This is a genomic window from Vibrio sp. Vb0667 (genome assembly GCF_033391095.1).
Genome location: NZ_JAWPOL010000038.1, coordinates 11,793 through 35,079, shown reverse-complemented (window position 1 = coordinate 35,079; position 23,287 = coordinate 11,793). Strand labels below are relative to the sequence as shown.

Sequence of the window (23,287 nt, the reverse complement as noted above, 5' to 3'; positions counted from 1 at the left end):
GCTTAGCGGAAAGTTCTTTTACCCTCAGCCGAAATGCCTGCCGTTGCTAGACATTGCCAGCCAGTGCCCGTCACTCCCACTCGAATATCAACGAGCGGATATTATCAATAAATAACAGTTAGTTACAATCAGAATTTCTCTTAATACCATCAGCTATACCATGCGAAGAATTTTTTGATTTTTTTGCTGCTCGTCGACGTTTTAGTTCGGCTTTAGCCCAGGTTGACGATTCTTGCATATCACGACGAAGCTCTTGCTTCTCTTCACAAGTTAAAGCGATAGCACTAGTCATTTTCGATATATGATTCATTTATAAACCTTTCTCAAAGAGCCAATCATTGCCTCTCATAATCACCCCAAGATTTATAAAATATCGGTCTGCGTTTCTAAGGCAGCAACCTGAACTGAAACTCGATCTACGTTATATACGGAGACTTGACCACCTACAGCCTGTTTGGGATTAAACAAGGCAAGATTAATCCCTTCACTAACAGAACTGCGATAAACAACTCCATCAAAGCCTTTCTTTTTAATAAACTCACATAAATATTGACTAGGTATGTAGTCTATTGCAGCACCTGACGGCTGAACTGGCCTTGTTAACTCTTCACCTAAGCGCTCTAGAAAAGGTAAATCAGCCCGCAATTGGGCGATTTGCCTAGCGTCCTCCAAAATGAAGGGAGAAACAAGTTCACGAGGGTTGCGCAAATCTGCAGCCTTAATGTCTGGAATTTCAAAAGTAGCCACACAAGCGACCTCCCCAGTATGCGGCCTAACTTCCGCAACAGCAGTCTCAGGTAATGAACCTAAATATAGGTAAGGAATACCAGCCGGGTTTGCTCGTCCATTTGAAGAGCGCCTTTTAGGTGGAGCCCCCATCTCATCTATTTGAAAAGCTCTATCCTCAGTTTTAATTCGAGAACGATACCACTTCAAAGGTAGATCTTTAGCAATTAGCATCTCTAATAGCTCTTTAAGGCGCTCTTCGTCGATAGTTACATCTAGAAACCATCGATTCGAGTGCATCATTTCATCTCGCAATTTATCCCACAGTGCTAGACCATCACTATTATAACTACTTGAAGGTTGAAACGGACGGCGGACTACTTCACCATCATTAAGAATTTCACTAAGTAGATCTTTTGCATGAGCGTTGTCCATACGCTCATGGCTAAATATCAACCAATCATCTTTCATCCACTCAACTAATGTTTTTCCATTATGATCGGGTTCATATACATTAACTAGAAGCTCAAAATAATCCGCTAAATCAGCAGGCTCAACTAGTTCTGTATTAATTGTTCCGCAAAAGTCGCAATTCCCTAGCGTCGGCCCAAGAGTAGGAAATATTTCATCTCGCAGAACACGATCGCCAAAACATTCAGGGCAGCAGTAACGCTTAGCCATAGCGACCTCACTTCAAATAATCTACAAGCGTTTCGATATGGTGCTTCATCGAAAGCTTTTTCACATAACCTAAACCGGGAAAGTGCCGTTTTTTATAAAGTTCTTTAAACTCTTTGATGGCATTAGTTTCAAGAAGCCCAGAGTTTCCGCTTTCAAGCTTCCTGATTAATTTTCCAAGAGCTTGACCAAACTTCCCTGCAGGGTCCGTAGGAGTATCCTTTGTATCTGAGACGAAATGATAAATGTACATCACATCATCCTTGTTACGATCTATGAAAGTAAGATGTATAGCTACCGCATAAGCTGGCCCGCCACCTTCGCTGTATGCATCCCCAACCATCAAGAAGTCTCCAAACCCTTCCATCCCTAATTCAGGATAAGTCGCATGGAGCTCTGAAAACATTTCAACTTCAGGATAATCTGCATTGCGCTGGCGGTTAAATCCATCACGAATCAAAATACGCTTACTCGATCCAAAATGCTTTCGGTATAATAGTTTTGAGTGATCATCTATAAAGATATTTGTTAGCTCCGACATATAGCGTTCAAATTTAGTCGCCAAATCCTTTGGCTCAGTGAAACCTGCATGGACTAGGACCCGATTATGGGATGCATGCTGTTCGAAGCAAGACATAGCGTCATCTACCGACATACCGTTACGCAGAAGGATTCCTGCAGATATATTATCCGAACCAGAAAATTCTTCCTCAAGAAAGCTGCTGATATTAGAGCCATTATCTTGATGATCACCATAGTAGGGATTAACTATAACTATTGCTTTACCACCTGCTTCATTAATCGCTTCTAATGCTCTTTTGAGGCCATTTAATGACTCACGAACAGGCTCAATGACTGGTATAAAGTTATTGTCAGCCAAAAGCTGAGCCATTTCACGAATCGTTATTAGCTCAAATTGCTTTCCACGAAAATATGGGTAGTACATATGTCGATTAACTCCATGTCATTGCCGCATGTAACGGAGTTTCCGTAGCATCGATCAGTCTTGTTTGATCAGAGTGACGTACAGATACTGATAATGCAGCAGTTTGTAAGGACTTTGGCAAACGATCAACAAAATATCTAAGTGAAGCAAGAGCCCGTGTCCGTTTTAATGTTTTAACCATTTCAAAGTGCAAAGTAGCCGGATCAATTTCAGAAAACAATTCACGCAATGCCGCATGTCTTTCAATATTAGGCACCACGGGTACGGCTATCCCTAAGCTCTCAAGAATTTCGATGCATTCAGAGATGCGCAAGGAGTCAAATACAGTACTAGGACAGATTCTCTCAGGACAATTTAGGGCCTCACGTATAGTTTTGATCTGATAACGCTTAGTTAGGCACATAATTCCAACATCTTCCGGTACGGTTTTAAGGATACCATCGATATGCTCTTCACTGGATATCACATTAACTTTGGCAAACACTCGTTTGTAGTTCTCGACTTGATGTCCAAGCCGAGTAAGAGAATCTCGCTCAGACTTTATCTCATAAACAGTTGCTGTACCGTTTAAAATTACTAGGTCCGCTTTACAGCTACCGGCTCGAAACTCGCTTAGCATTGAAGCCGTGCGCAGTGAATGAGTACCCAGAAGCACTTTTTGACTAACAGCTGCTCGATATATGTACTCATCACGGTGACCAGCAACTTTAAGTATATTAAATGCAAAATCGAACGCTTCACCTACTGTTGCGTTGGGTGCCAACTGGTCAACTATTCCTGCCTCTTTTAGCAACCGAGTGAACAAAGCTGACTGACCCTTCCTTGCCATCTCTCTAAAGACGGCAGCTGAAAACAGCCTGGTTAGAGTAGGAAGCTTTTTTAAGTCATTGATTTTCATTTAAACACCAGAAAAACCACTATGCTTTAGGAGCATTATTTAAAATAATCATCTATCTTCTTTAGCTTTTGGCTAAAGGACTTCTTCAACCGGCTAAATCATATAAAAACTGACTGTTATACTAGCATTCACGTCTAATTTTTGCGATCGAAAAGGCCTCCCTTTTCAACCAACGACTAACATTAGATTTAGTACTATCGACAAATATAATTATGACAATCTCGGGGGGAAACTGAACATATAGCAACAGCTTCCAAGAGGGACATATCTGGCAGGTGGTATTTGTAAATGCGGGCCGTTACATAATCACCGGCCCGTCTGCTTTTTAACTACTTGTGTCGGCCAAACGGCCAACGTCTCATTTTGTCTATTTGATCGACCGATCTTGTCATGTCCTTGTAAACACGCCCGGCCAACCTGTTTTGGAATACCTCCATTTTGTCAGCAATGGCTTTCATCTTCGGGCCGTGTCCGGTGTTGTGCAGCCACTGCCCCAAAAAATAGAAGGCCAGCATCACAATGAACATCACTGCGAAGAAACCAAATACCTCCGCAAGGTTTTGAGGTGGAAAGCTAAACTCCATAATCAGTAATCCTTATCTAGTTAGGCCATGCGGCCTTTTTTAACAAAGCTGGCAATCTCACTATTTCGTTCCTGTTGACGTTCCTGGGCATACGAAACGTAATCCTCAACATCGAAGGTGTGCTTTTCCGGGTCGCGCTCTTGCCATTCTGCGTGTGCTTGGCGGGCTTCTTCTTGGTCATCACTGGATAGGCCATCAAAGCCGCCGGTTTGATTCATCCAGCCAGTACCCACACCGCCAAAGCTGTCGTTGTCAAATGCAGGTGAAGCGTCGTCAGTCGCCCTCCTGGTCATCACTATCCCCGTCATCTTTCGTACTGTTTCTGATCGAGCTGGCTAAACGGCCTCCAGCAGTGCCGCTGATTCTATCCCCGGCCATATCACCCATTCCCTTCATCAAATTCGCACCGGTATCCGCTGCAATACGCCCCGCTTTTACAGCGCTGCCTTTAAAGCCGCCGCCAGAGGATTCGCCACCGCTAGAAGATTGACCGGAAGCTTGAGAGAAGGAGCCAGCCTCATCAGAATCGCCACTGCCACTAAATGCACCGCCCAGGCTCGACATAACGTCAGTATTATTCGCTACGTTCTCACCCGCTTTTGCAAATGCAGCCTGAATAGCAGACGCACCGCCGGCGGTAGCCATTGCGGCACCGGCAGCCATACCACCAGTGGCAACAGCCGCTCCGGCCATCGCACCGGCACTGATGCTGCCAGCACCTGCCGCCGCGCCGCCTCCAGGAACCAGGCTAGCGACCACATTGGGAACCGAGTGAATGAGCATCACGAGAACCAGTGAAACGACAAAGATCACCAACAATTCACGCATGGGAGCATCATTGGATAGATCGGCATAGAAACCATCCATGATCGACATGGCAATGCCAATAAGCAACGTCATTGTCATCAACTTCAAAGCAACGCCTAATACGCTTTTGAAGTAGTTGATTGCTATATCCGAAGTCCAACGCGAACCACCAAACCCCAGCACGAAAACACCGGCATAGACTAATATCCAAGCCGTCACCAAGGCCAACAACACATTGGCCGCCACTACCGCCATACACGCCAAAATTGCCAACGTGATTAAGAAGATAGACAAGTTATCTATCGGACTGGTGATGCTGTATGACTTACCAGCTTTCACAATAATGTCGAACGCAATACTAATAGGCTCTGACGGGGTTAGGTCTCTCGAAAGGCCACCGGCTTGAGCACCGATCGTTCTCAATGAATCGATAATTGACGTGGCAAAGTCTGGGCCGTTTCTGAGTAACCAGAGAAAGAAACCAAACGTCAAGATGAAGCGCACGAACTCGGCAAAAAACTCCCTTATATCCGCTTGCTTAAGAATTAAGGTCCCGCCAGTCCAAACAAGGGATATAGTGCCCAGCGTCCAGAATAGCCAGGCAGCATAGTTTGTAATTACCGTGCCCCAAGTAGCACTTGCTGTCATGAAACGCACAGCCACTTCATCTAAGACACCATTAGGCTCAATGGCCGCTGATGCTGTTTGCGAAGTAAGTACAACTGCCAGGAGCATAACAAGCCGAATAAATATCTTGATCATGATTAGAACCCCTTGTTCTTGGAGCGATCCGTGGGTTCGCCCATATCCCAAAGACAGTTCCCTTTTTGCTTCTGCTCTTTCGTCAGGTTCGGGTTGTCACAGTTGATCGTTGCAGGCTTTGGCCCGTCATCTTCACCACACCCTACCAGAACAAAAGAGGCCAACGCGCTAACGATAAAAACTCGGGTGATATTCTTCATGATTAAAACCCCCTGTTTTCTGAACGGTCGGTTGGCTCGCCCATATCGAACAACCTTTCACGAGACGCTTGATATTGAGCTTCGCGGTCAGCATCCGCCTGCATTCGAGTGCCAACGGCATTCTGCTGGGCAATCAATAGGCTTCGGATTTGCAGGAGCTGGTTGGCCTGGTTGCTAGCGAGCTGGTTAGCGTAGCCAATAGCCGCCAATTGGCCGTCCGCGCTCTGAGCACCAGATTGCAGGCGGTTAAGCTGACGGGCATCGGCTTCCAAGTTATCTTGCTGCTGCTCCAGACTCCTAAACAGTGCGTCGTTGGCCTTTTTCTGCGATTCAGACGCAAGGCGTCGGTTCTCGGTCATTGCGGCCCGTTCTGCATCGCTGCACCCCGCTGCCGAGAAACAAGGAGAGCTGCGGTAATAGGCCACGTCCTGGAACTTGCCTAGGTAAGCATCGAGGCTGCCAAGCTGGTTCTGGTAATAGGCGAGCGTGTTGGTCGCCTGGTTCAGATCGTTGATGGTGCGCTGCGCCTGGTCCCAAATATAAGAAGCCGGGGCCATCGAGTTTTGCAGCATATTTTCGTACTGCTGCAACTGGGTTTGATACTGCTGAATTTGTTTAGCAGTCTGTGTAACAGCCTCCATGGCAGACATGATGTTTTGTACTAGATTCGTACCATCAGCAACCGGAATCCCCGCATATACAGGATTAGAAATGTTTAACGCCAAGGAGATGGCAAGCACGGGAATTTTAGCCGCTAAAATTTTTCGCTTTAGCATGATCAATTACTCTTAGTGGTTATGACTAAAAGTTGCATTCACCAACCTGTAGGCTCGTAACCTACTCCTGCCGTTGCCAGCGGTGAATGTGGGCCTTTTCAGAGATAGCTCGCCACTTACTATCCCGGCGCCCGACCTGCGCGACACCGTAAAACGCGCGGTCAAATAGGGTTAAACATCGGTGTTATTACCAACCGAAGCGGTTAGGGCTTCCGTCGATTCCTTTGCCATCACATCAACGTGATCGGCTCTTATGTTGTCGTTTCGCCTTTTTAGCTGCCTGCTCAGCTTGCAGCTTGGCTTTACGCTGCTCTAATGCTGGCATGACCACCGCTTTTTCAGTTACAGGGGCTGACTGAATAGCTAAAACCTCTAACTGAGATAGATTCTGCAACCGGCCACGGCGTGAAGGTGGCACTTTGCCAATCGGTAACACACCAGGCTTATCTGACCGTTTGGCCTTTTTGCTCTGGGCTATTAATGCCTGACGGCGACGCTCTAGCCCTGGGTCGGCAAACTTTATAGACAGGTTGCCATCTACTGCCGCCTTGATCACTCGCGCCTTGAACTCAGGCGAGCCATTCACGGTAATACGATCACCGTAACGCTCCATTGCTACCTTTAGCGCAGCTAAAACACTGGTTTGGTTGGAAGCCGTCGACACTTGTAGACGCTCACCATCATCACGCACAGCACTGTTACCTGCTCGATAAATAATGGTGCCTTTTTTCGTAATCGTATCGACCGTTGCTTTGAGCTCTGCCTGAACTGCATCCCCGTTCAGTGTGTTGCCTTTAAGCTTTTGTGCAGACTCTCGGCTACGTAGCGCTTTGAGGGCTTCGCTATCTCCCTGCAATGCTTGGCTTTTTAACCAATCCGCCCAGGCTTGGCGTTTATTGCTTTGATATATCGTTTGCCGTTGCTCTTGGTAACGCTTGTGAATACGCTCAAGCTCGCTTTTCAATGCATCGCTGGCCTGTTTGTACAAAAGCTTCTTAGTAAGCTTATTGCTACCGGTCAACTTAATCGCTGCGCGACGGCCACGCCCTTTCCTCTTGGCGTTATCAATCTGTCGATCTTTATCACGACGAGCCTGTTCAAGGGCTTGCGTTTTACTCTCTGCGGCATGTTTCTGCTCTGCTTGATAACGGGCATATAGCTCGGTGGTATTCACCTTCAAGCGAACAGGTCGGTGTGTATATTGGCGGCTCGGCTTAACAGAATCCGATGCAGTCGCTTCAAAGGGACCAAGGCGCGCTTCGAGTTTGGGTTTAGAAAACTCACGTCCTAAGGTGCTTGCTTTGATGATCGCTTCACCGTCGGCAACGATCACTAGACCATTTCCTCTGGTTCTTAACTGCAAACCATTGTCCTGCATGACCTGGTGCAACGCCTGCCAGCTATTGGCTGATTTAATCTCGTCCATGCATTCGCGTTTCACCCAACCCACTAAGCTTTCAATACCCGAATGCCGCTCCATATCCATGGCACGCGATTCGGCCCAGCGCTTGCGCGGTATGTGATTATCCTGCTGCAAACCAAAATCCTGCTCGATGGCCTCGCACATTTCCGCTAGCTTTTTATGTGGGTAATAAGGCTCATGGATTGTGTTACGCGTAGGATGAATTTTATTGATCGCGATATGGATATGTTGATTGTCCGTATCGTTGTGCACAGCACTGACACGCTGATGCTCGCCATAGCCCAAGCCTTGGCAAAGGCGCTCTTCTATCGCGGCTAAAGTATGCGCTTCTAACTGTTCACCATTAGGAAAGCTCACTATGAGGTGGTAGGTTTTATCACTCTTTGCTCGGGTGTTCGCAAACTGAGTCGCCAACACCTCACTGATCGCATCGCGTACGGTTTTCGCTTCACAGTTATTTAAACGAACATTACCAAGTCGATGCTCTTTGCTCTGGTGATCGGTGATGTAATTCACCAAGCCCGCAAAGTCAGATTTCCCCTGAGAACGCATCGGTACGTGCTTGACTATCATTGGTCGGCCCTCGGCCGAAGAATGGATTCCATAAGCGAGCTCATTTGATCTTGCGTCGCTTCAATACGATTAAGCACCGCTAAGATTGTATTGACTCCCACATTCGCTACCTTGGCATCATTACTAAGCCATAACTTAAGCAAACCACCCAAACGCCCTAAATCACCATTCACTCTTACCAGTTCGCGTACGTGTTCTACATCAGTAATACCTTGAATGCGATAACCTTGGCCGACTTCGCGCAAATAGGTTGAAGCGCTGAGCCCTGCCTGTGCTGACATGGATTCGATCAACTCACGCTCCTCTGGCAAACAGTAAACCTTAATCGGTGGGCTATTCTTTCGAGTGATCTTGTTCGTGTTGTTCGCCATGCTTGTCTCCTCTTTCAGGCCCCGCAGGGCAGGATCAACGTTGAGTGCCGAAGGTGCGAATAAGTCATAAGTGAAGAGGCTTCGCCATGCTTGCATGGAGGGCCTACTTCACACATCCTGCCCGCATTTCAATTTTGGTTTTATCACGGAAAGTTATGCATGCCCTTGTGCATTTCTCTGCATTTAACTGTTTATTCCCGTGTAAACCATGTTTACCCGATAAGTCCGATACTTATAGCGATATGACAGCGCACTTATAATGATTCAATAGCGCTAAAATAGCGGTCTTACAGCGATTTATGTGTGTTGGCTTTACTCCAATATCACGACACAGAAAAACACAGCTTTCCTAACACTTTCCGCTCTAGGCTAAATTCAAAGCCTTCGTGTTTAACTGCCCCTCAAGTGTCAATGAATGTTTAGACGCCAAGAAAAAAAGAATAAAAAACATTTTATTTTCATGTAGTTAAAAACACATAACTTCCCAAAAAATGATTTCATTGACAGTTTTAAGCAGTTTATTTTTATAAATCTTATCCACAATATTTGTTTGCTTAACTACAGGTTAATTTTTATATAGGTATACCTACAGGAAAGTACTATAGGGAGTTCTACAACCACCTGTTATTAAAAAACTTTTTGGCACTTCGCGGGACAGAACATGCGCACTCCGGGACAAAACATGCGTAAGCCGGGACAGAACATGCGCAAAATACCCCCTTTAAAGCGGGACAGAACATGCGTGGATAACTTTCTAAATACCCAGGCTTAATAACATCTAGAATGGTGCGTACATACTGTTTTATACCGCTCACTCTATCGCTTTGTCCGTCGAGGTACTTGTGGAGCACTTGGTTTCAAAAGCAATCCTTTTTCGGTTGAAGTAGCATCTAGCTCTGGCCATGCATACTGAACCTTTTTAAGCCCATCGAGAAACCGTTTTCTGAAATCTCGATGCCCCTGAGGAGTATTAGGGTAATTGGCTCCTATTTGATCCATTAGTCCTTCCCAGGGAATGACTGTTGAACGTTTTAAATAGCTGACTCGGTATGTTGCCCAGCAATATATATCGAGAGCCATAGGAGAACGCTTAATCAACCGTAATACCCTCATATCTAGAGGAACTGGTTTATCTGTTATCAGTTGAAAAAACTTTGGCGACAGATCTACCCAAGAGCCCCATAATGAATTTTGATCTGGATGCTTTGTGCTCCACCATATATGTGAAACATCCGCTACTCTGGCACCAATCTCATCCTCAGAAATATATTCATCACCTTCATTATGTTCCGTAAACATAACGCTAATGGTGGTTTTAAAAAGTTTGCTCATCTGCTCACGCAAACGCGGAATAGAACCATCTTTCCCCCCAGTTCCCGATAACCCTAGTTCGGCCATAAAGCTTCTCTGAGAATTCCCTAATTCAAGCCTACGCGCCTCTGTCTCACCGATATAACCCTTATCCAATCTGGACTTGTTTCTTACTGCTTGAGTGGTCATCCAAACCAGAAGCAAACGTGCATAGCAACCGTAAGGCAAACCTACAGATGAGGGGGCCATCATGTGCATTGTGAAATTACCATTCTTCCGACTCCACTCATTCGATTCTGGCTTACTGTGCGGTATGGTTGCTTGAATCAGAAGCCGAGCAATAAAACCGAGTTCATTAGCCTCCTGAGCACTGCACTCCTGGATTGCTATGATGTTGTCTATATATTTCGTGCTTAGATCTAGTTTACCGCTGGCACCCGAGGCACTTTTTTGCCGAGTAGTTCCCCTAGCCTGAACATCCGTTACATCTTTAAGCGTCATGTGAACTCAGACTTACCAAATAAAACCAGGTCTTGCGGCTTTTAACGCAGACCTGCGCTTTTCTTCTATCCAGTTCTCCACTTCAGCTAGGTCCCAAGCAACACTTCGGCTGGTCAGAACAATACGACGAGGAAACTCACCACGCTGTTCCAGGTTATAGATGGTTCGATCAGACAAAGGGATCATGCTGAGTAAGGTTTTGCGATTTATCAGCGTTTTGTTTGTCATTGATGGATTCATACCCCTCTCCTTTTCAACATTCTTGGGTTGATAATGCCAGGAGCTGCCTGTAGATTAGGCTAATCATTGGACAAAAAAGTTGGATATGAAAATATTTGAAACTGAGATCGATGCGTCAGAACGACTAGGTCCGTTTTATATTCCTGTATGGGAGAATTCTGACAACTCTGTGGCAAATGCCATTCGCATTTTTAGGGAGAAATGGCATTCATACTCGGAAGAGTCTAAAAGCCACAACATCATAAACTTGATTAAACAGGTGATTGATCCCGTGGTATCGGAATACTTGAGTAGCCTTCCAAACCAGTATTTGGCCTTTTGCCCTATCTCAAGAGAAAAGTGTAACTATAGTGATCTCATCAAATTGAGAGGTTTTCGTTATACGGCCGACCAAATTCACTGTTATTTATACGACTTTGTTGATAAGAGTTCCCACACAGAGCAAGACATACTATTCATATCGACTCAGGATATGCTCAAATCATTGTTTATGATTTGTGAAGGAAAGAAACCTAATAGATCAAAACTAGCGCCTGATATCAGTTTAAAAGCGGATAAAAAAAAACGACTATGTGCCCTGTGTGGAAACCCAACAGAGTTTTCACAGTTCATGTACACATGGACAAAACACGGATATATCGAGAGAGAAAACAATGATCGTGACAATGATGAAAAAGCAGGAAAGAAAAAGCGACCGGATCTGAGTACGAATTACTGTCTAACCCATCGCCCCAAGCTTCATGATGGTTCTTGGAATTCTCTATATAAGCAAGCCAAACGCTCTTCAGAACAATTTGAGCAAGAAGTCTTGAGATTACGACGCCAAATCGCGCATCCAGACCGTCATAACGCTAAGTCCGGAGATAGATTAGTTGACGAGTACTTTTACTACTACATGCTGGACTCTTCACTGGAGCCAACTAATGTGCCCGAACTACGCAATTTAGCCCGAAAGATGGTAGATTCTCGACTGACCGACAACAAAAAGCGCATGCTGGTTCTTCGTAAGCAAAACATGTCTAATAAACAGATAGGTATAACGCTGGGTAAGATCACGGGTAAGCCGTTGTCAAACCAGGCTGTGTCTAAGGCCCTGGGAACGATTCGAGAAGAATTTCAGCTACCAACGTCCAAAACTAATGAGAAAATTTAGCCGCTAAAATTTCATTCAGGACTATTTATCAATCAAGAGTTGACAAATAGTCCACCCCAATTTATTCTATCCATAGTGCAGATGAAATCATCTGTAACGCTCTTTCAAAAATTACCTTAATTGTGAGCCTGACATATGGCCTAACAGCCGTTCATTTGTAGTAATTCAAAATGAACTATCTTTCCAGCCCACATAAGGATTCTTATCGGCACGCGGTCGTGATGAGCCAAAGCTCAAATCGAACGTCGATGGTCCTTATCGCTTAGTTGAATAACTTTGATGAAGGCAGGGGGAGAACCAGAGATACACTTCTCTGGGGGTATTGGTTGGTTTGTCTACTGTATTTCTATTCGGCCACGATGTGCAAATTGGCAGGGGGTACATCCTGTATCCGATTAGTGCAACTTATATAAGGTAATATTATATGAATTTGAAAGAATCGATCGAGCGTCTTAAAGAGGCTCGTGAAAAATGCGTTAATACAGTAGACAAAAGCACACTTGAGAAAATCGATAATTCTATCGAAGAGCTTGAGAATATGAGTAAAGTGGCAAGTAAGCCCAACAAAATGAAGTGGTTGTCAGTGGTTGTTCAGGTATTGAGCTTGATAAAATTGGCGGCTGGTTTTATTGACTTGGAGTAACAAAAGCTCACTAGATCTGTGCAACCAGCCAAATAAATCCTCCAATATTTAAGAGATATAATTATGTTAGCGATCGGTAAAACTATTAAAGAATTCAGGCAACTACGAGGGCTATCTTTAAATCAGGTGGCAGAAGAAGCTAATATGGATAAATCTTATCTATCCAAAATAGAAAATGAAAAGCGAGATCCTTCTTTATCATCATTATCTCGAATCAGTAAAGCACTTAACGTTCCTTTAAATATACTTATTTTGATGTGTGAAGAGCCCTCTGATAGTCCTTTTTCCGAATTTACAGAAAGTCTAAAATCAATAGCGAGAGAAATCGTAAAAAGTGAATCTACAGCCTAAATACACACAGAAACCAATTGGTAGTATCGAAGCTTTAGCTAATTTATTGAATTTACCGTTACAAGATCTTGAGAAGCTCATAGTATCATCAAACGATGACTATATCGTAGCTAATAAAATTGAGAAAGATGATGGCAGTCTAAGAGTTACATACAAAGCAAAACCAAAACTTCGTGTCGTTTTAGATTCCATAAAATCAAGAATTTTTGATAAGGTTGAGCATCCTGACTATATAACAGCAGGACAAATAGGAAAAAGTTATATCGACAATGCAAAAGTTCATATTAATTCACGCATGTTAATGTCTGAGGATATAAGAAATTTTTTCCCGTCAATTAGTATCAAAGAAGTCAACCGTATTTTTCAACACTTTTTCTGCTTTCCCCCTAAAGTATCAAATGCACTTAGCGAGCTAAGTACAAAAGAAGGCTATTTAGTTCAAGGTAGTCCCTTAAGTGGTGAAATAGCCAATCTAGTATTCTACCGAGATGAGCCAGAACTTGTTAAATATTGCCAAGATCAAGGACTAAGATATACACGTTACTACGATGATATTCATATTAGCTCTGATAAGAAAGAATTCAATGAATTAATTCCTCATCTAAAATCAGAAATCTATCGCATATTCGGAAAATCTGGAGTAAAACCTCATAGATCTAAGAAAAAAAGCCATTTTAGTTCGTGTTCATCTCGGCTTTCTGTACACGATGTCACTGTTAACTCCAAAAAGACTAATCCTTCCCATAAAAGAATATCTCAAGTGAGGAAGTTACTATTCACATATGAACATATGGTAGATAATAACTTTAATATAGAAGATATTATTAAAAAATACCGTTCAATTCTCGGGCACATAAACACTCTTCAGCAACAAGGTTACTCAAAAGCAGGAAAATTAAAAGAACAATTATCCTTGATAACTTGTAGAATAAGCGAGTCTGAGGCCAAAAAATACGCTAGAAAATATCGAAAAGTTAAGTCAAAGAAAGAGCTAACCCAATTTAGTTCAAAAGTATATATTCTAAAAAGAATTAGTGGCAGAGTAGCTATGGTTATAAACTCAGAAAAAAAATCTGCAAATGATAAAATTAAGAAAAAGCTATCTCGTAATACAAATATATAATCAACATTAACTAGCGTAATTGAGCTTTAACGAGTCCATTCATCAATCATGTCAGCCCAGTCCTGCAACATGGCCGCGCGCTGTTCTCGGTATTCGGCTTTGTTGTAAACAGCCCTCACTCCTTTCTGTTCGTGCGCCAGGCATTTTTCTATCCAATCAGTGTTGTATCCTGCTTCATGCAGCAGTGTACTCGCTGTTCTACGAAGGTCATGCGGCCCAAACTTACTTAGTGACTGCCCATCCTTCTGCGCAGCCTTGTATGTTAGAGCCAATACACGATTCATTGTCGCACTGCTCATTGGGGCATCTGAATCATAACGAGAAGGAAGAATGTAATCAGACCCACCGGCAAATGTCTTCAAGGCGATCAAAATATCCATCACCTGGCGTGACAAAAACACCAGATGCGGGTTACGTCGTTTCATCCTTTCTTTAGGGATTGTCCACAACGCTTCGCTAAAGTTAATTTCACTCCAAGTTGCATTGGTTAACTCGCTTTTACGTACCATAGTCAGCAAAAGCAACTTTACCGCAGCACGAATCGAAGGCGTGGTTCCTACCTTTTCCATATAGCGGTACATCAAACCGATCTCAGCAGGTGATAATGTTCGGTCTCTTGGCTCAAACCGAGCGATACTTGCAGGCCTCACCAAATCTGCCGGGTTCTCAACTTTCTGCCCTCTCTCAATTGCCCACCGATACACCTGGAGTACAATATCACGCGTGTGTACAGCCGTTGCGGGCGCGCCACGCTCTACTATCGCATCAGTCAGTGCTCGCAGATCTTCATGGGTGATTTCAGTCAGCTTCTGATTGCCAAATTTGCCTTCTAACTCTCGTGCATAGACTGAGCGACGCATGTCCCGGGTAGAATCGGCCATCTGATAGCCACGAAGCCATTTCTGAGCCCAGGCACCAAAGGTTTCAGCATCTTTCGTTCTCGCCTTAGCACGTGCTTTCTCTTTGGCCGGTGACTTTCCATCAATAACCATTCTCTTCGCTTCATTGAGACGCTCACGCGCTTCTGCTAGCGTGATGCCTCCTACTCCGTAGCGGCCAAAGGTAATGGTTTCTTGCCTGCCATTGATCGAGTAGTTGTAACGAAATGAGATAGAACCCGCAGTGGTCACAGCAACATAAAGGCCATCACGGTCATTGACTTTGTAAAGTTTACCTTTGGGTTTGAGATTGCGTAGCTTGGTATCAGTCAGCATGTTTCGACCTATTATTCTTATTTAATACCATGCTGAAACACCTCTAAAAAACTAGAGATTAATACTTATAAAACAGATAGATATAAAAATTTAATACCATGCCCCATCAAAAACACTCAGCATGGTATCGGGCGTAATCCATGGCATTACCGATGAATCATACCCATCAAAATACCACGGTCAAACCGTGCTTGGCGTTGCCAGACATTGCCAAAAATGACTAGGCCAAAAACAAAAAAAGTCCGCAATTACGCGGACTTAAGTATGATTTAGTGCCTGTTAATGCCAGACCTTTCTTAAAGGAAGATTATTCCCACTCGATAGTCGCTGGTGGCTTACCTGAAATGTCGTAAACAACACGAGAAATGCCATCAACTTCGTTGATAATACGGTTAGATACCTTACCTAGGAAGTCGTATGGTAGGTGCGCCCAGTGTGCCGTCATAAAGTCGATGGTTTCTACCGCACGTAGAGACACAACCCAATCGTACTTACGGCCATCGCCCATTACACCAACAGAACGTACTGGTAGGAATACCGTGAACGCTTGAGATACTTTGTTGTATAGATCAGCTGCGTGAAGCTCTTCAATAAAGATAGCATCAGCACGACGTAGCAAATCACAGTACTCTTTCTTGATTTCACCAAGAACACGAACACCTAGACCAGGACCCGGGAATGGGTGGCGGTAAAGCATGTTGTAAGGCAGGCCTAATTCTAGACCAATCTTACGAACTTCATCTTTGAACAACTCACGTAGTGGCTCAACAAGACCCATTTCCATGTCATCTGGAAGACCGCCCACGTTGTGGTGCGATTTGATCACGTGCGCTTTACCAGTCTTAGATGCAGCTGACTCGATTACATCAGGATAAATCGTACCTTGAGCTAGCCATTTCGCGTTTTTCAGCTTCTTAGACTCTTCATCGAATACATCTACGAATACGTGACCGATAGTCTTACGCTTCTCTTCTGGGTCAGACTTGCCTTCAAGTGCTTTTAGGAAGCGTTCTTCAGCGTCAACCTTGATGATGTTCAAACCAAATTGGTCGCCGAACATATCCATTACTTGTTGACCTTCGTTTAGACGAAGTAGACCGTTATCAACAAATACACACGTTAGCTTGTCGCCGATTGCGCGGTGAACCAGCATCGCAACTACCGATGAATCAACACCACCAGATAGACCTAGGATAACTTCGTCGTCACCCACTTGCTCTTTAATGCGAGCAACCGCGTCTTCGATGATAGATTCAGAAGTCCATAGACGTTCACAGCCACATACGCCAAGAACAAAGTTCTCAAGCATTTGTAGGCCACCTTTTGTGTGTGTCACTTCTGGGTGGAACTGAACACCGTAGTATTTCTTCTCTTCGTTCGCCATCGCAGCGTAAGGACAAGTGTCTGTCTCACCAACTTTTACGAAATCGGCTGGGATCTCTACTACTTTGTCGCCATGGCTCATCCAAACGTCTTGAGTTGCTTCAAGGTCTTTAAATAGAGCACATTCACCAGAAACTTTAACCTGAGCGTAGCCAAACTCACGTTCGTTAGAGCCCGCTACTTTGCCTCCTAACTGTTCCGCCATGGTTTGCATGCCGTAACATACGCCAAGCAAAGGAACACCGGAATCAAACACATATTGAGGCGCGCGTGGAGAGTTCTCTTCCGTTACGCTTTCTGGACCGCCAGATAGGATAATGCCATCTGGGTTGAATTCGCGAATATCCGCTTCTTCTACATCCCAGCTCCATAGTTCACAGTAAACGCCGATTTCACGTACGCGGCGTGCTACTAATTGAGTGTACTGAGAACCGAAGTCCAAGATCAGAATACGTTGGTCATGGATATTTTTAGTCATTTTGAGCAGTCTTTTTAAGGCTAAGTGATTAAAACCGAGGCGAGTGTACTCGCCTCTTCTTAATGCTTCAAGGAAAAAGCAAACGTTTCCGTTAGGTAATTAGTTCCCTAGACGGTAGTTCGGCGCTTCCTTAGTAATTTGAACATCGTGTACATGAGACTCTTGCATACCTGCACCAGAGATACGTACAAATTCAGCTTTCGTACGCATATCTTCGATAGTTGCAGAACCAGTTAGACCCATGCTTGAACGTAGACCACCCATTTGTTGGTGTACGATCTCTTTTAGACGGCCTTTGTATGCGATACGACCTTCAATGCCTTCTGGTACTAGCTTGTCCGCTGCGTTGTCAGACTGGAAGTAACGGTCAGAAGAACCTTGAGACATAGCACCAAGAGAACCCATGCCGCGGTAAGACTTGTAAGAACGGCCATTGTATAGAATCACTTCACCCGGCGCTTCTTCAGTACCAGCAAACATAGAACCAACCATCACACATGATGCGCCAGCTACGATTGCTTTACAGATATCACCTGAGAAACGGATACCACCATCAGCAATAACCGGAATACCATAATCATTAGCCACTTCTGCCGCATCTGCGATTGCAGTGATTTGTGGAACTCCCACACCCGTTACAATACGAGTTGTACAGATAGAACCAGGGCCGATACCAACTTTCACTGCGCTTACGCCAGCTTCGATTAGTGCTTTAGCACCAGCACCTGTTGCTACGTTACCACCGATGATGTCTAGATCTGGGTAAGCAGCGCGAGTTTCGCGGATGCGGTTTAGTACACCTTCAGAATGTCCGTGTGAAGAGTCGATAAGTAGAATGTCAACGCCTGCTTCAACTAGAGCAGCAACACGCTCTTCGTTACCAGCGCCAGCACCAACGGCTGCGCCAACACGTAGGCGACCACGCTCATCTTTACATGCGTTTGGTTTACGTTCTGCTTTGTGGAAGTCTTTCGCAGTAATCATACCGGTTAGTTGGAACTCATCATTCACAACCAATACTTTCTCTACACGAGCTTCGTGCATTTTCTCTTGCACTTCTTCTCGTGTTGCACCTTCTTTAACTGCTGCCAACTTCTCTTTTGGCGTCATTACTGAAGATACTTTCTTAGAAAGGTCCGTCACAAAACGAACGTCACGACCAGTGATAATACCAACAAGCTCATTGCTCTCAGTGACAACAGGGAAACCTGCAAAACCATGCTTTTCAGTGAGTGCAACAACATCAGCGATGGTCGCATCAGGGTTTACAGTAACCGCGTCAGTTACCATACCAGCTTCGAACTTCTTAACTTTACGAACTTCGGCTGCCTGCTGCTCAATAGACATGTTCTTGTGGATAAAGCCAATGCCACCCTCTTGCGCTAGCGCAATTGCTAGACGAGCTTCAGTAACAGTGTCCATAGACGCTGAAATCATTGGGATGTTTAGGGTGATGTTCTTAGTTAGCTGAGTGCGAAGATCAGCTGTGTTTGGGAGAACGGTGGAGTGTGCTGGCACAAGTAGTACGTCATCGAATGTCAGCGCTTCTTTGGCAATTCTTAGCATTTGCAATATCTCACAATTAGAAGAGTAAAAAGAACAATCCAATCTCATCGTTTCGCATAATGAGGGTAACCTGTGTTAGCAACAAGCTACATTTGGATTAGATATTGCGGAGGGATTATACGGTTAACGCAATCGCTTGACCACAAATTTTTTAATTTTTTTCTTGCAATTACCCCCTTGCTATGTATTATATTGCCGCTAATTTCCATACTCACGTCTAAGAGATTAGCTGTGCTCTCCAAGACCAATCAAAACATCTTTACTGTTTCTCGTCTCAACGCAGAAGTTCGTTTACTCCTTGAAAACGAAATGGGGATCGTTTGGCTCGTCGGAGAGATATCCAACTTTTCAGCTCCTGTCTCTGGTCACTGGTACCTCACTCTTAAAGACTCTCGCGCTCAAGTTAAATGTGCCATGTTTCGTGGTAACAATCGCCGCGTTACTTTCAAACCCGCTAACGGTAATCAAGTCCTAGTAAAAGCTCGTCTGTCTCTTTATGAGCCTCGCGGTGACTACCAATTGATCATCGAAAGCATGCAACCGGAAGGTGATGGCCGTCTTCAACAAGAGTTTGAAGAGCTGAAAATGAAGCTTGCAGCAGAAGGGTTGTTCGCGCAAATCAATAAGCAATCTTTGCCTGAGCACCCTAAACGTGTTGGCGTCATCACATCGAAAACTGGTGCCGCGCTTTACGATATCTTAGACGTATTGAAACGTCGTGATCCTTCCCTACCTGTTGTGATTTATCCGACAGTGGTACAAGGTGAGGACGCAGCCATTCAAATTGCACAAGCCATTGGTCGCGCTAACAGCCGTGATGAATGTGATGTACTAATTGTGGGCCGAGGTGGTGGTTCATTAGAAGACTTATGGTGCTTTAACAACGAGATATTAGCTCGCACGATTGCAGCAAGCCAAATTCCTATTATTAGCGCCGTTGGACATGAAGTTGACGTGACAATAGCTGATTTTGTCGCCGACGTACGCGCGCCTACTCCATCAGCAGCCGCTGAGCTAGTAAGCCGTGATAACAGCCACAAAGATCAAGCTTTAGTTACCCGCCAGCATAAGTTAGCGAGCGCGATGCGTTACTACCTAGCACAACAAAAGCAGCAATCTGCTCAATTAGTGCACCGTCTAGAGAGACAGCACCCAAGCTATCGCTTGCAACGTCAGACGCAACAGTTAGATGAGTTGGACATGCGCTTACAGCGAGCGATGAGTCGTTTTATTGCCTTGCGTCAACAGCGAATCGAGCGTCAACATTATCGGCTGCAATTAAATTCTCCTGTAACACGCCTTGCCGAGCAGAAGTCGAAGCTAGAACGTGTTGAGCAAAAGCTCATGGATGCAATGGATCGCAAATTACTGACTATGCGCCATCAACTCGCGATTGCCGCAGAAAAGTTGGACACCGTCAGCCCACTAGCGACATTGAAACGAGGTTACTCAATTACTCAAACTGAGCAAGGTAAAGTAATTACGCAATCTTCAGATGTAAAGTCGGGAGATGTATTGATTACCCGGTTAGCCGAAGGTGACGTTCGTTCTACCGTTAACTGAATACAAACTCTGGTTAACTGACTTTCTGGAACTCAAATCGGACACGTGATTTTGATTTGAGTTCATTACACACATTACAAAAGTAACTCGCAGCACCGCATGCTTGCAGCTTCTCCAGCTCCGCCTCACAATCAGGGCAAAAACCTACCTTTTTAAAATCCGATTCACACTGTGCACAATGGTATTGTCCTGTCCATTCCAGTTCGACATTGCAAGTCGGGCAAATGTTCTGCTGCATATCCCGTTCCTCTCTCTAAACTAAGCAATTTCGAGTAACGCATGCTACTCAAAATAACGAACAAGTGTGTTGATCTTCATCACCGCCCCAACAAGTTTCACGAGGCGTTAACCATACTTGATACGTAGGATCTTATACTGATCGTCTGATATTTACTCCTTGATCAGCGATCACCCCTTAAAAGAATATTTATATAACCACACACCGAAAGCATAAGTTACATATTCTGCATTCCAATTTAAGACAGAATAAAAAACCCTAGAGAGATTTAATTAAACGAAAAACCAGAATTTAATAAAAAGATCTTATTCAAAAAGCAGTGTTTACATTGGTGTGCATTTCGATAGTTTGAGCGTCGAGCTTAACGAGTTTAACTTGGATAAAAGCAAACTCATTTAAATGGCTCGCATGCGTTCCACCACAAGGGATTACCGCTAATTGACCTTCCCCTAAATCGCACTTCCAATAGCGAGAATCCGTTAATCTATCGCCGTGGCATTCCATGGTGATCATCGCATCTCTTTGAAGCCATTCAACCAGTTGGCCATTCACTTTTTCTGCAATCGCCTGGAGGTCATTCAGCATATCTGCACTGTTTAATCCTCTTTTACGGAGTGTTTTGCCTAAACGGTACGTATCGAGGCACTTGTCTGGAGTGACATAACTAGTAACTTGCGCATAGCTATTAAAGTCATAATAACCATGTGGGTCTTTGCGGTCTGCGTCTTTTCGCCAATAGTCTTCCGATAGTACTTTATTCAACGCCAAATACGCTAAGTGTCCTGCAGTGTGGCCTCGACTCAAAGCATTTTGATAGTCTTTATCTACCGCTAATGTTACCAAGTCATTAATTGCAAATGATTCCGTACGTGATAAAACATGCACGACGACAAACACCCAACCTTCATCATCACGCTTTACAGGGATGTCACTACCCACATACAAAGCACCACTCTCCTGCTCCACTGCTCCAACTTGGCAATCTACTACGTCATGCTCAGCCCCATTCACCTTCAACGTTCCTTTGTCTGCAGGGTGATCCGGCCATATGTGACTAACGGGATGGAACGGCGTGACATCTGTAATAACGTAAGTCACTTCTTCCGTAGATTGAACGAGCTGTATTTGTGCTTCTAATTGCCATGTTTGATGACAAAAACGAGTCTTTGTTGCTGTGATAGTCATTTTTACGATTACTTTTGATAAAAAAATACCCAAGTAGAAACTTGGGTATTCGAATTTCATTATTTATTGCGGTTTTTCACCATCGACATCATACGTTTGCGTTTACGCTCTTGTGATAGCGTAAGCTTATTCGTACGGTTCTCGTATGGGTTATCACTGTTGTGGAAGTTAATGCGAATCGGTGTTCCCATAATTTCCAGAGACTTACGGAAGTAGTTCATCAGATAACGTTTATACGAATCTGGCAATTCACGAACCATGTTACCGTGGATAACAACGATCGGTGGGTTGTAACCACCTGCGTGTGCGTATTTGAGTTTGATACGACGACCACGAACCATTGGCGGCTGGTGATCATCCACTGCCATCTTCATGATACGCGTCAGTACTGACGTACCCACACGCGTTGTCGCCGAGTTATATGCTTCTTGGATAGATTCAAACAAATGACCAACGCCAGTACCGTGCAGCGCAGAGATAAAGTGGATACGCGCGAAGTCGACGAATCCTAGACGGCGGTCCAGTTCTTTCTTCACACTTTCTTTCACGTCACTGTCTAGACCATCCCACTTGTTAACGGCGATGACAATTGAGCGGCCAGCATTCAGTGCAAAACCAAGCAAGCTTAGGTCTTGGTCTGAAATATTTTCACGTGCATCAATCACCAGTAGAACGACGTTTGCATCTTCTACCGCTTTCAGCGTCTTAACAACAGAGAACTTTTCAACCGTTTCATTGATACGACCACGACGACGAACACCTGCGGTATCAATTAGTACGTATTCGCGTCCATCACGCTCCATCGGGATATAGATAGAATCACGCGTCGTACCAGGCATATCGTATACAACCACACGTTCTTCACCCAGAATACGGTTAGTCAGTGTCGATTTACCTACGTTAGGACGACCGATGATCGCCAACTTAATCGGCTGCTCTTGAAGGCGTTTGAACTCTGCTTCTGCGTCTTCTTCAGTGTAATCTTCAACAAGAGGCTCTTCGTCTTCGAATCCAGTCAGGTCTTCAATTTCACCGTCTTCAGACTCACTTGTTAGTAGATCATCAAAGAATGGAGATAAAGCACGCTCAAGCAAAGCGGTCACACCACGGCCATGAGCGGCCGCAATCTGGTACATATCATCCACGCCGAGCTGCCAAAAGTCAGCACACGCCGCATCGGCATCAATACCATCGATTTTGTTTACTACCAGCATCGCTGGCTTTTCAATTTTACGCAGATGAGCAGCAATTGCTTCATCTGAAGGTGTCAGACCAGCACGACCATCAACAAGGAACAATACAACATCAGCCTCATCAATCGCGGCTAATGACTGTTCTGCCATCTTTGTTTCCACGCCTTCTTCTGTGCCATCGATACCACCAGTATCAATCACAATGAATTCGTGCTCTTCACCAAGTCTCGCCTGGCCATATTTACGGTCTCGCGTTAGGCCTGGAAAGTCCGCAACCAACGCGTCACGAGTGCGAGTCAATCGGTTAAATAGTGTAGATTTACCTACGTTCGGACGCCCTACTAGAGCTACAACAGGTACCATAACAACCTCTACAATAATCTTTCTTCTGTAGTTATAGG

The 23,287-nt window shown here is 44.6% G+C and carries 24 protein-coding genes; 5 read left to right on the top strand and 19 right to left on the bottom strand.

Annotation, left to right across the window (positions count from 1 at the left end; translation table 11 throughout):
- Positions 1-118 precede the first annotated feature (118 nt).
- The 13 genes from R8269_RS21300 to R8269_RS21240 all read right to left on the bottom strand — a co-directional run bounded on the left by R8269_RS21300 (position 119) and on the right by R8269_RS21240 (position 10,796).
- Entirely contained in the window at positions 119-310 is a 192-nt protein-coding gene (locus R8269_RS21300) for a hypothetical protein (protein WP_193295055.1), read from the bottom strand.
- 53 nt (positions 311-363) lie between these two features.
- Entirely contained in the window at positions 364-1,407 is a 1,044-nt protein-coding gene (locus R8269_RS21295) for an RES family NAD+ phosphorylase (protein ID WP_193295047.1), read from the bottom strand.
- Positions 1,408-1,414: 7 nt separating this feature from the next.
- Entirely contained in the window at positions 1,415-2,350 is a 936-nt protein-coding gene (locus R8269_RS21290) for a sce7725 family protein (RefSeq protein WP_193295046.1), read from the bottom strand.
- 7 nt (positions 2,351-2,357) lie between these two features.
- The gene (locus tag R8269_RS21285) at positions 2,358-3,248 is read right to left on the bottom strand and encodes a sce7726 family protein (RefSeq protein ID WP_206971450.1); all 891 of its coding nucleotides are present in this window, start codon (positions 3,246-3,248) and stop codon (positions 2,358-2,360) included.
- A gap of 329 nt (positions 3,249-3,577) precedes the next feature.
- Positions 3,578-3,832 (bottom strand): hypothetical protein, encoded by a 255-nt coding sequence (locus tag R8269_RS21280; RefSeq protein WP_193295044.1) that lies wholly within the window; start codon positions 3,830-3,832, stop codon positions 3,578-3,580.
- A gap of 20 nt (positions 3,833-3,852) precedes the next feature.
- Positions 3,853-4,050: a conjugal transfer protein TrbL gene (locus R8269_RS21275; protein ID WP_193295053.1), complete on the bottom strand. Its 198-nt coding sequence runs from the start codon at positions 4,048-4,050 to the stop codon at positions 3,853-3,855.
- A gap of 55 nt (positions 4,051-4,105) precedes the next feature.
- Positions 4,106-5,401 carry a P-type conjugative transfer protein TrbL gene (gene trbL / locus R8269_RS21270; RefSeq protein WP_193295043.1) on the bottom strand — a complete coding sequence of 432 codons (1,296 nt, stop codon included), beginning with the start codon at positions 5,399-5,401 and terminating at the stop codon, positions 4,106-4,108.
- Between the two features lie 2 nt (positions 5,402-5,403).
- On the bottom strand, positions 5,404-5,601 hold the full coding sequence (locus tag R8269_RS21265; RefSeq protein ID WP_193295042.1) for a hypothetical protein: 198 nt from the start codon (positions 5,599-5,601) through the stop codon (positions 5,404-5,406).
- A 2-nt stretch (positions 5,602-5,603) separates the two neighbouring features.
- The gene (gene trbJ, locus R8269_RS21260) at positions 5,604-6,377 is read right to left on the bottom strand and encodes a P-type conjugative transfer protein TrbJ (protein ID WP_193295041.1); all 774 of its coding nucleotides are present in this window, start codon (positions 6,375-6,377) and stop codon (positions 5,604-5,606) included.
- Between the two features lie 235 nt (positions 6,378-6,612).
- Complete coding sequence (gene traI / locus R8269_RS21255) at positions 6,613-8,373, bottom strand: TraI/MobA(P) family conjugative relaxase (RefSeq protein ID WP_193295040.1); 1,761 nt, start codon at positions 8,371-8,373, stop codon at positions 6,613-6,615.
- Positions 8,370-8,744, bottom strand: coding sequence for a conjugal transfer transcriptional regulator TraJ (gene traJ, locus R8269_RS21250; RefSeq protein WP_193295039.1), 375 nt, complete (start codon positions 8,742-8,744; stop codon positions 8,370-8,372). The genes traI and traJ overlap by 4 nt, the downstream gene beginning before the upstream one ends.
- Positions 8,745-9,560: 816 nt before the next feature.
- The gene (locus R8269_RS21245) at positions 9,561-10,556 is read right to left on the bottom strand and encodes a replication protein RepA (protein ID WP_193295038.1); all 996 of its coding nucleotides are present in this window, start codon (positions 10,554-10,556) and stop codon (positions 9,561-9,563) included.
- 12 nt (positions 10,557-10,568) lie between these two features.
- Positions 10,569-10,796: a helix-turn-helix transcriptional regulator gene (locus R8269_RS21240; protein WP_001069954.1), complete on the bottom strand. Its 228-nt coding sequence runs from the start codon at positions 10,794-10,796 to the stop codon at positions 10,569-10,571.
- 85 nt (positions 10,797-10,881) lie between these two features.
- Here R8269_RS21240 and R8269_RS21235 point away from each other — a divergent pair, with 85 nt between their 5' ends.
- From R8269_RS21235 to R8269_RS21220, 4 genes are all read left to right on the top strand, one after another.
- On the top strand, positions 10,882-11,949 hold the full coding sequence (locus tag R8269_RS21235; protein WP_206971451.1) for a transcriptional regulator: 1,068 nt from the start codon (positions 10,882-10,884) through the stop codon (positions 11,947-11,949).
- A gap of 424 nt (positions 11,950-12,373) precedes the next feature.
- Positions 12,374-12,592 carry a hypothetical protein gene (locus R8269_RS21230; RefSeq protein ID WP_193295037.1) on the top strand — a complete coding sequence of 73 codons (219 nt, stop codon included), beginning with the start codon at positions 12,374-12,376 and terminating at the stop codon, positions 12,590-12,592.
- 63 nt (positions 12,593-12,655) lie between these two features.
- A complete protein-coding gene (locus tag R8269_RS21225; RefSeq protein WP_057552476.1) occupies positions 12,656-12,943 on the top strand; it encodes a helix-turn-helix domain-containing protein in 288 nt (95 codons plus the stop codon).
- Positions 12,927-14,066 (top strand): reverse transcriptase family protein, encoded by a 1,140-nt coding sequence (locus R8269_RS21220; protein ID WP_206971452.1) that lies wholly within the window; start codon positions 12,927-12,929, stop codon positions 14,064-14,066. The genes R8269_RS21225 and R8269_RS21220 overlap by 17 nt, the downstream gene beginning before the upstream one ends.
- Positions 14,067-14,092: 26 nt before the next feature.
- Here R8269_RS21220 and R8269_RS21215 read toward each other — a convergent pair whose 3' ends face one another.
- From R8269_RS21215 to guaB, 3 genes are all read right to left on the bottom strand, one after another.
- Entirely contained in the window at positions 14,093-15,280 is a 1,188-nt protein-coding gene (locus R8269_RS21215; RefSeq protein WP_193295035.1) for a tyrosine-type recombinase/integrase, read from the bottom strand.
- 307 nt (positions 15,281-15,587) lie between these two features.
- A complete protein-coding gene (gene guaA / locus R8269_RS21210) occupies positions 15,588-17,141 on the bottom strand; it encodes a glutamine-hydrolyzing GMP synthase (RefSeq protein ID WP_005381685.1) in 1,554 nt (517 codons plus the stop codon).
- Positions 17,142-17,240: 99 nt separating this feature from the next.
- The gene (gene guaB / locus R8269_RS21205) at positions 17,241-18,707 is read right to left on the bottom strand and encodes an IMP dehydrogenase (RefSeq protein WP_017633908.1); all 1,467 of its coding nucleotides are present in this window, start codon (positions 18,705-18,707) and stop codon (positions 17,241-17,243) included.
- A gap of 231 nt (positions 18,708-18,938) precedes the next feature.
- Between guaB and xseA the strand changes: the two genes are divergently transcribed.
- Entirely contained in the window at positions 18,939-20,270 is a 1,332-nt protein-coding gene (gene xseA, locus R8269_RS21200) for an exodeoxyribonuclease VII large subunit (protein WP_017633909.1), read from the top strand.
- A 13-nt stretch (positions 20,271-20,283) separates the two neighbouring features.
- On the opposite strand, the gene R8269_RS21195 is transcribed toward xseA, so the two are convergent.
- The 3 genes from R8269_RS21195 to der form a co-directional block, all read right to left on the bottom strand.
- A complete protein-coding gene (locus R8269_RS21195) occupies positions 20,284-20,508 on the bottom strand; it encodes a zinc ribbon domain-containing protein (protein WP_005381691.1) in 225 nt (74 codons plus the stop codon).
- Positions 20,509-20,817: 309 nt separating this feature from the next.
- Positions 20,818-21,693 (bottom strand): metal-dependent hydrolase, encoded by an 876-nt coding sequence (locus R8269_RS21190; protein WP_031779073.1) that lies wholly within the window; start codon positions 21,691-21,693, stop codon positions 20,818-20,820.
- A gap of 59 nt (positions 21,694-21,752) precedes the next feature.
- Positions 21,753-23,249, bottom strand: a complete 1,497-nt coding sequence (gene der / locus R8269_RS21185) for a ribosome biogenesis GTPase Der (RefSeq protein ID WP_005381694.1) — start codon at positions 23,247-23,249, stop codon at positions 21,753-21,755.
- Positions 23,250-23,287 lie beyond the last annotated feature (38 nt).

Excerpts from the sequence above, each read along its gene's own strand:
- R8269_RS21300 (WP_193295055.1), bottom strand. The coding sequence starts at position 310 with ATGAATCATATATCGAAAATGACTAGTGCTATCGCTTTAACTTGTGAA.
- R8269_RS21295 (WP_193295047.1), bottom strand. The coding sequence starts at position 1,407 with ATGGCTAAGCGTTACTGCTGCCCTGAATGTTTTGGCGATCGTGTTCTG.
- R8269_RS21290 (WP_193295046.1), bottom strand. The coding sequence starts at position 2,350 with ATGTACTACCCATATTTTCGTGGAAAGCAATTTGAGCTAATAACGATT.
- R8269_RS21285 (WP_206971450.1), bottom strand. The coding sequence starts at position 3,248 with ATGAAAATCAATGACTTAAAAAAGCTTCCTACTCTAACCAGGCTGTTT.
- R8269_RS21280 (WP_193295044.1), bottom strand. The coding sequence starts at position 3,832 with ATGGAGTTTAGCTTTCCACCTCAAAACCTTGCGGAGGTATTTGGTTTC.
- R8269_RS21275 (WP_193295053.1), bottom strand. The coding sequence starts at position 4,050 with ATGAATCAAACCGGCGGCTTTGATGGCCTATCCAGTGATGACCAAGAA.
- trbL (WP_193295043.1), bottom strand. The coding sequence starts at position 5,401 with ATGATCAAGATATTTATTCGGCTTGTTATGCTCCTGGCAGTTGTACTT.
- R8269_RS21265 (WP_193295042.1), bottom strand. The coding sequence starts at position 5,601 with ATGAAGAATATCACCCGAGTTTTTATCGTTAGCGCGTTGGCCTCTTTT.
- trbJ (WP_193295041.1), bottom strand. The coding sequence starts at position 6,377 with ATGCTAAAGCGAAAAATTTTAGCGGCTAAAATTCCCGTGCTTGCCATC.
- traI (WP_193295040.1), bottom strand. The coding sequence starts at position 8,373 with ATGATAGTCAAGCACGTACCGATGCGTTCTCAGGGGAAATCTGACTTT.
- traJ (WP_193295039.1), bottom strand. The coding sequence starts at position 8,744 with ATGGCGAACAACACGAACAAGATCACTCGAAAGAATAGCCCACCGATT.
- R8269_RS21245 (WP_193295038.1), bottom strand. The coding sequence starts at position 10,556 with ATGACGCTTAAAGATGTAACGGATGTTCAGGCTAGGGGAACTACTCGG.
- R8269_RS21240 (WP_001069954.1), bottom strand. The coding sequence starts at position 10,796 with ATGAATCCATCAATGACAAACAAAACGCTGATAAATCGCAAAACCTTA.
- R8269_RS21235 (WP_206971451.1), top strand. The coding sequence starts at position 10,882 with ATGAAAATATTTGAAACTGAGATCGATGCGTCAGAACGACTAGGTCCG.
- R8269_RS21230 (WP_193295037.1), top strand. The coding sequence starts at position 12,374 with ATGAATTTGAAAGAATCGATCGAGCGTCTTAAAGAGGCTCGTGAAAAA.
- R8269_RS21225 (WP_057552476.1), top strand. The coding sequence starts at position 12,656 with ATGTTAGCGATCGGTAAAACTATTAAAGAATTCAGGCAACTACGAGGG.
- R8269_RS21215 (WP_193295035.1), bottom strand. The coding sequence starts at position 15,280 with ATGCTGACTGATACCAAGCTACGCAATCTCAAACCCAAAGGTAAACTT.
- guaA (WP_005381685.1), bottom strand. The coding sequence starts at position 17,141 with ATGACTAAAAATATCCATGACCAACGTATTCTGATCTTGGACTTCGGT.
- guaB (WP_017633908.1), bottom strand. The coding sequence starts at position 18,707 with ATGCTAAGAATTGCCAAAGAAGCGCTGACATTCGATGACGTACTACTT.
- R8269_RS21195 (WP_005381691.1), bottom strand. The coding sequence starts at position 20,508 with ATGCAGCAGAACATTTGCCCGACTTGCAATGTCGAACTGGAATGGACA.
- R8269_RS21190 (WP_031779073.1), bottom strand. The coding sequence starts at position 21,693 with ATGACTATCACAGCAACAAAGACTCGTTTTTGTCATCAAACATGGCAA.
- der (WP_005381694.1), bottom strand. The coding sequence starts at position 23,249 with ATGGTACCTGTTGTAGCTCTAGTAGGGCGTCCGAACGTAGGTAAATCT.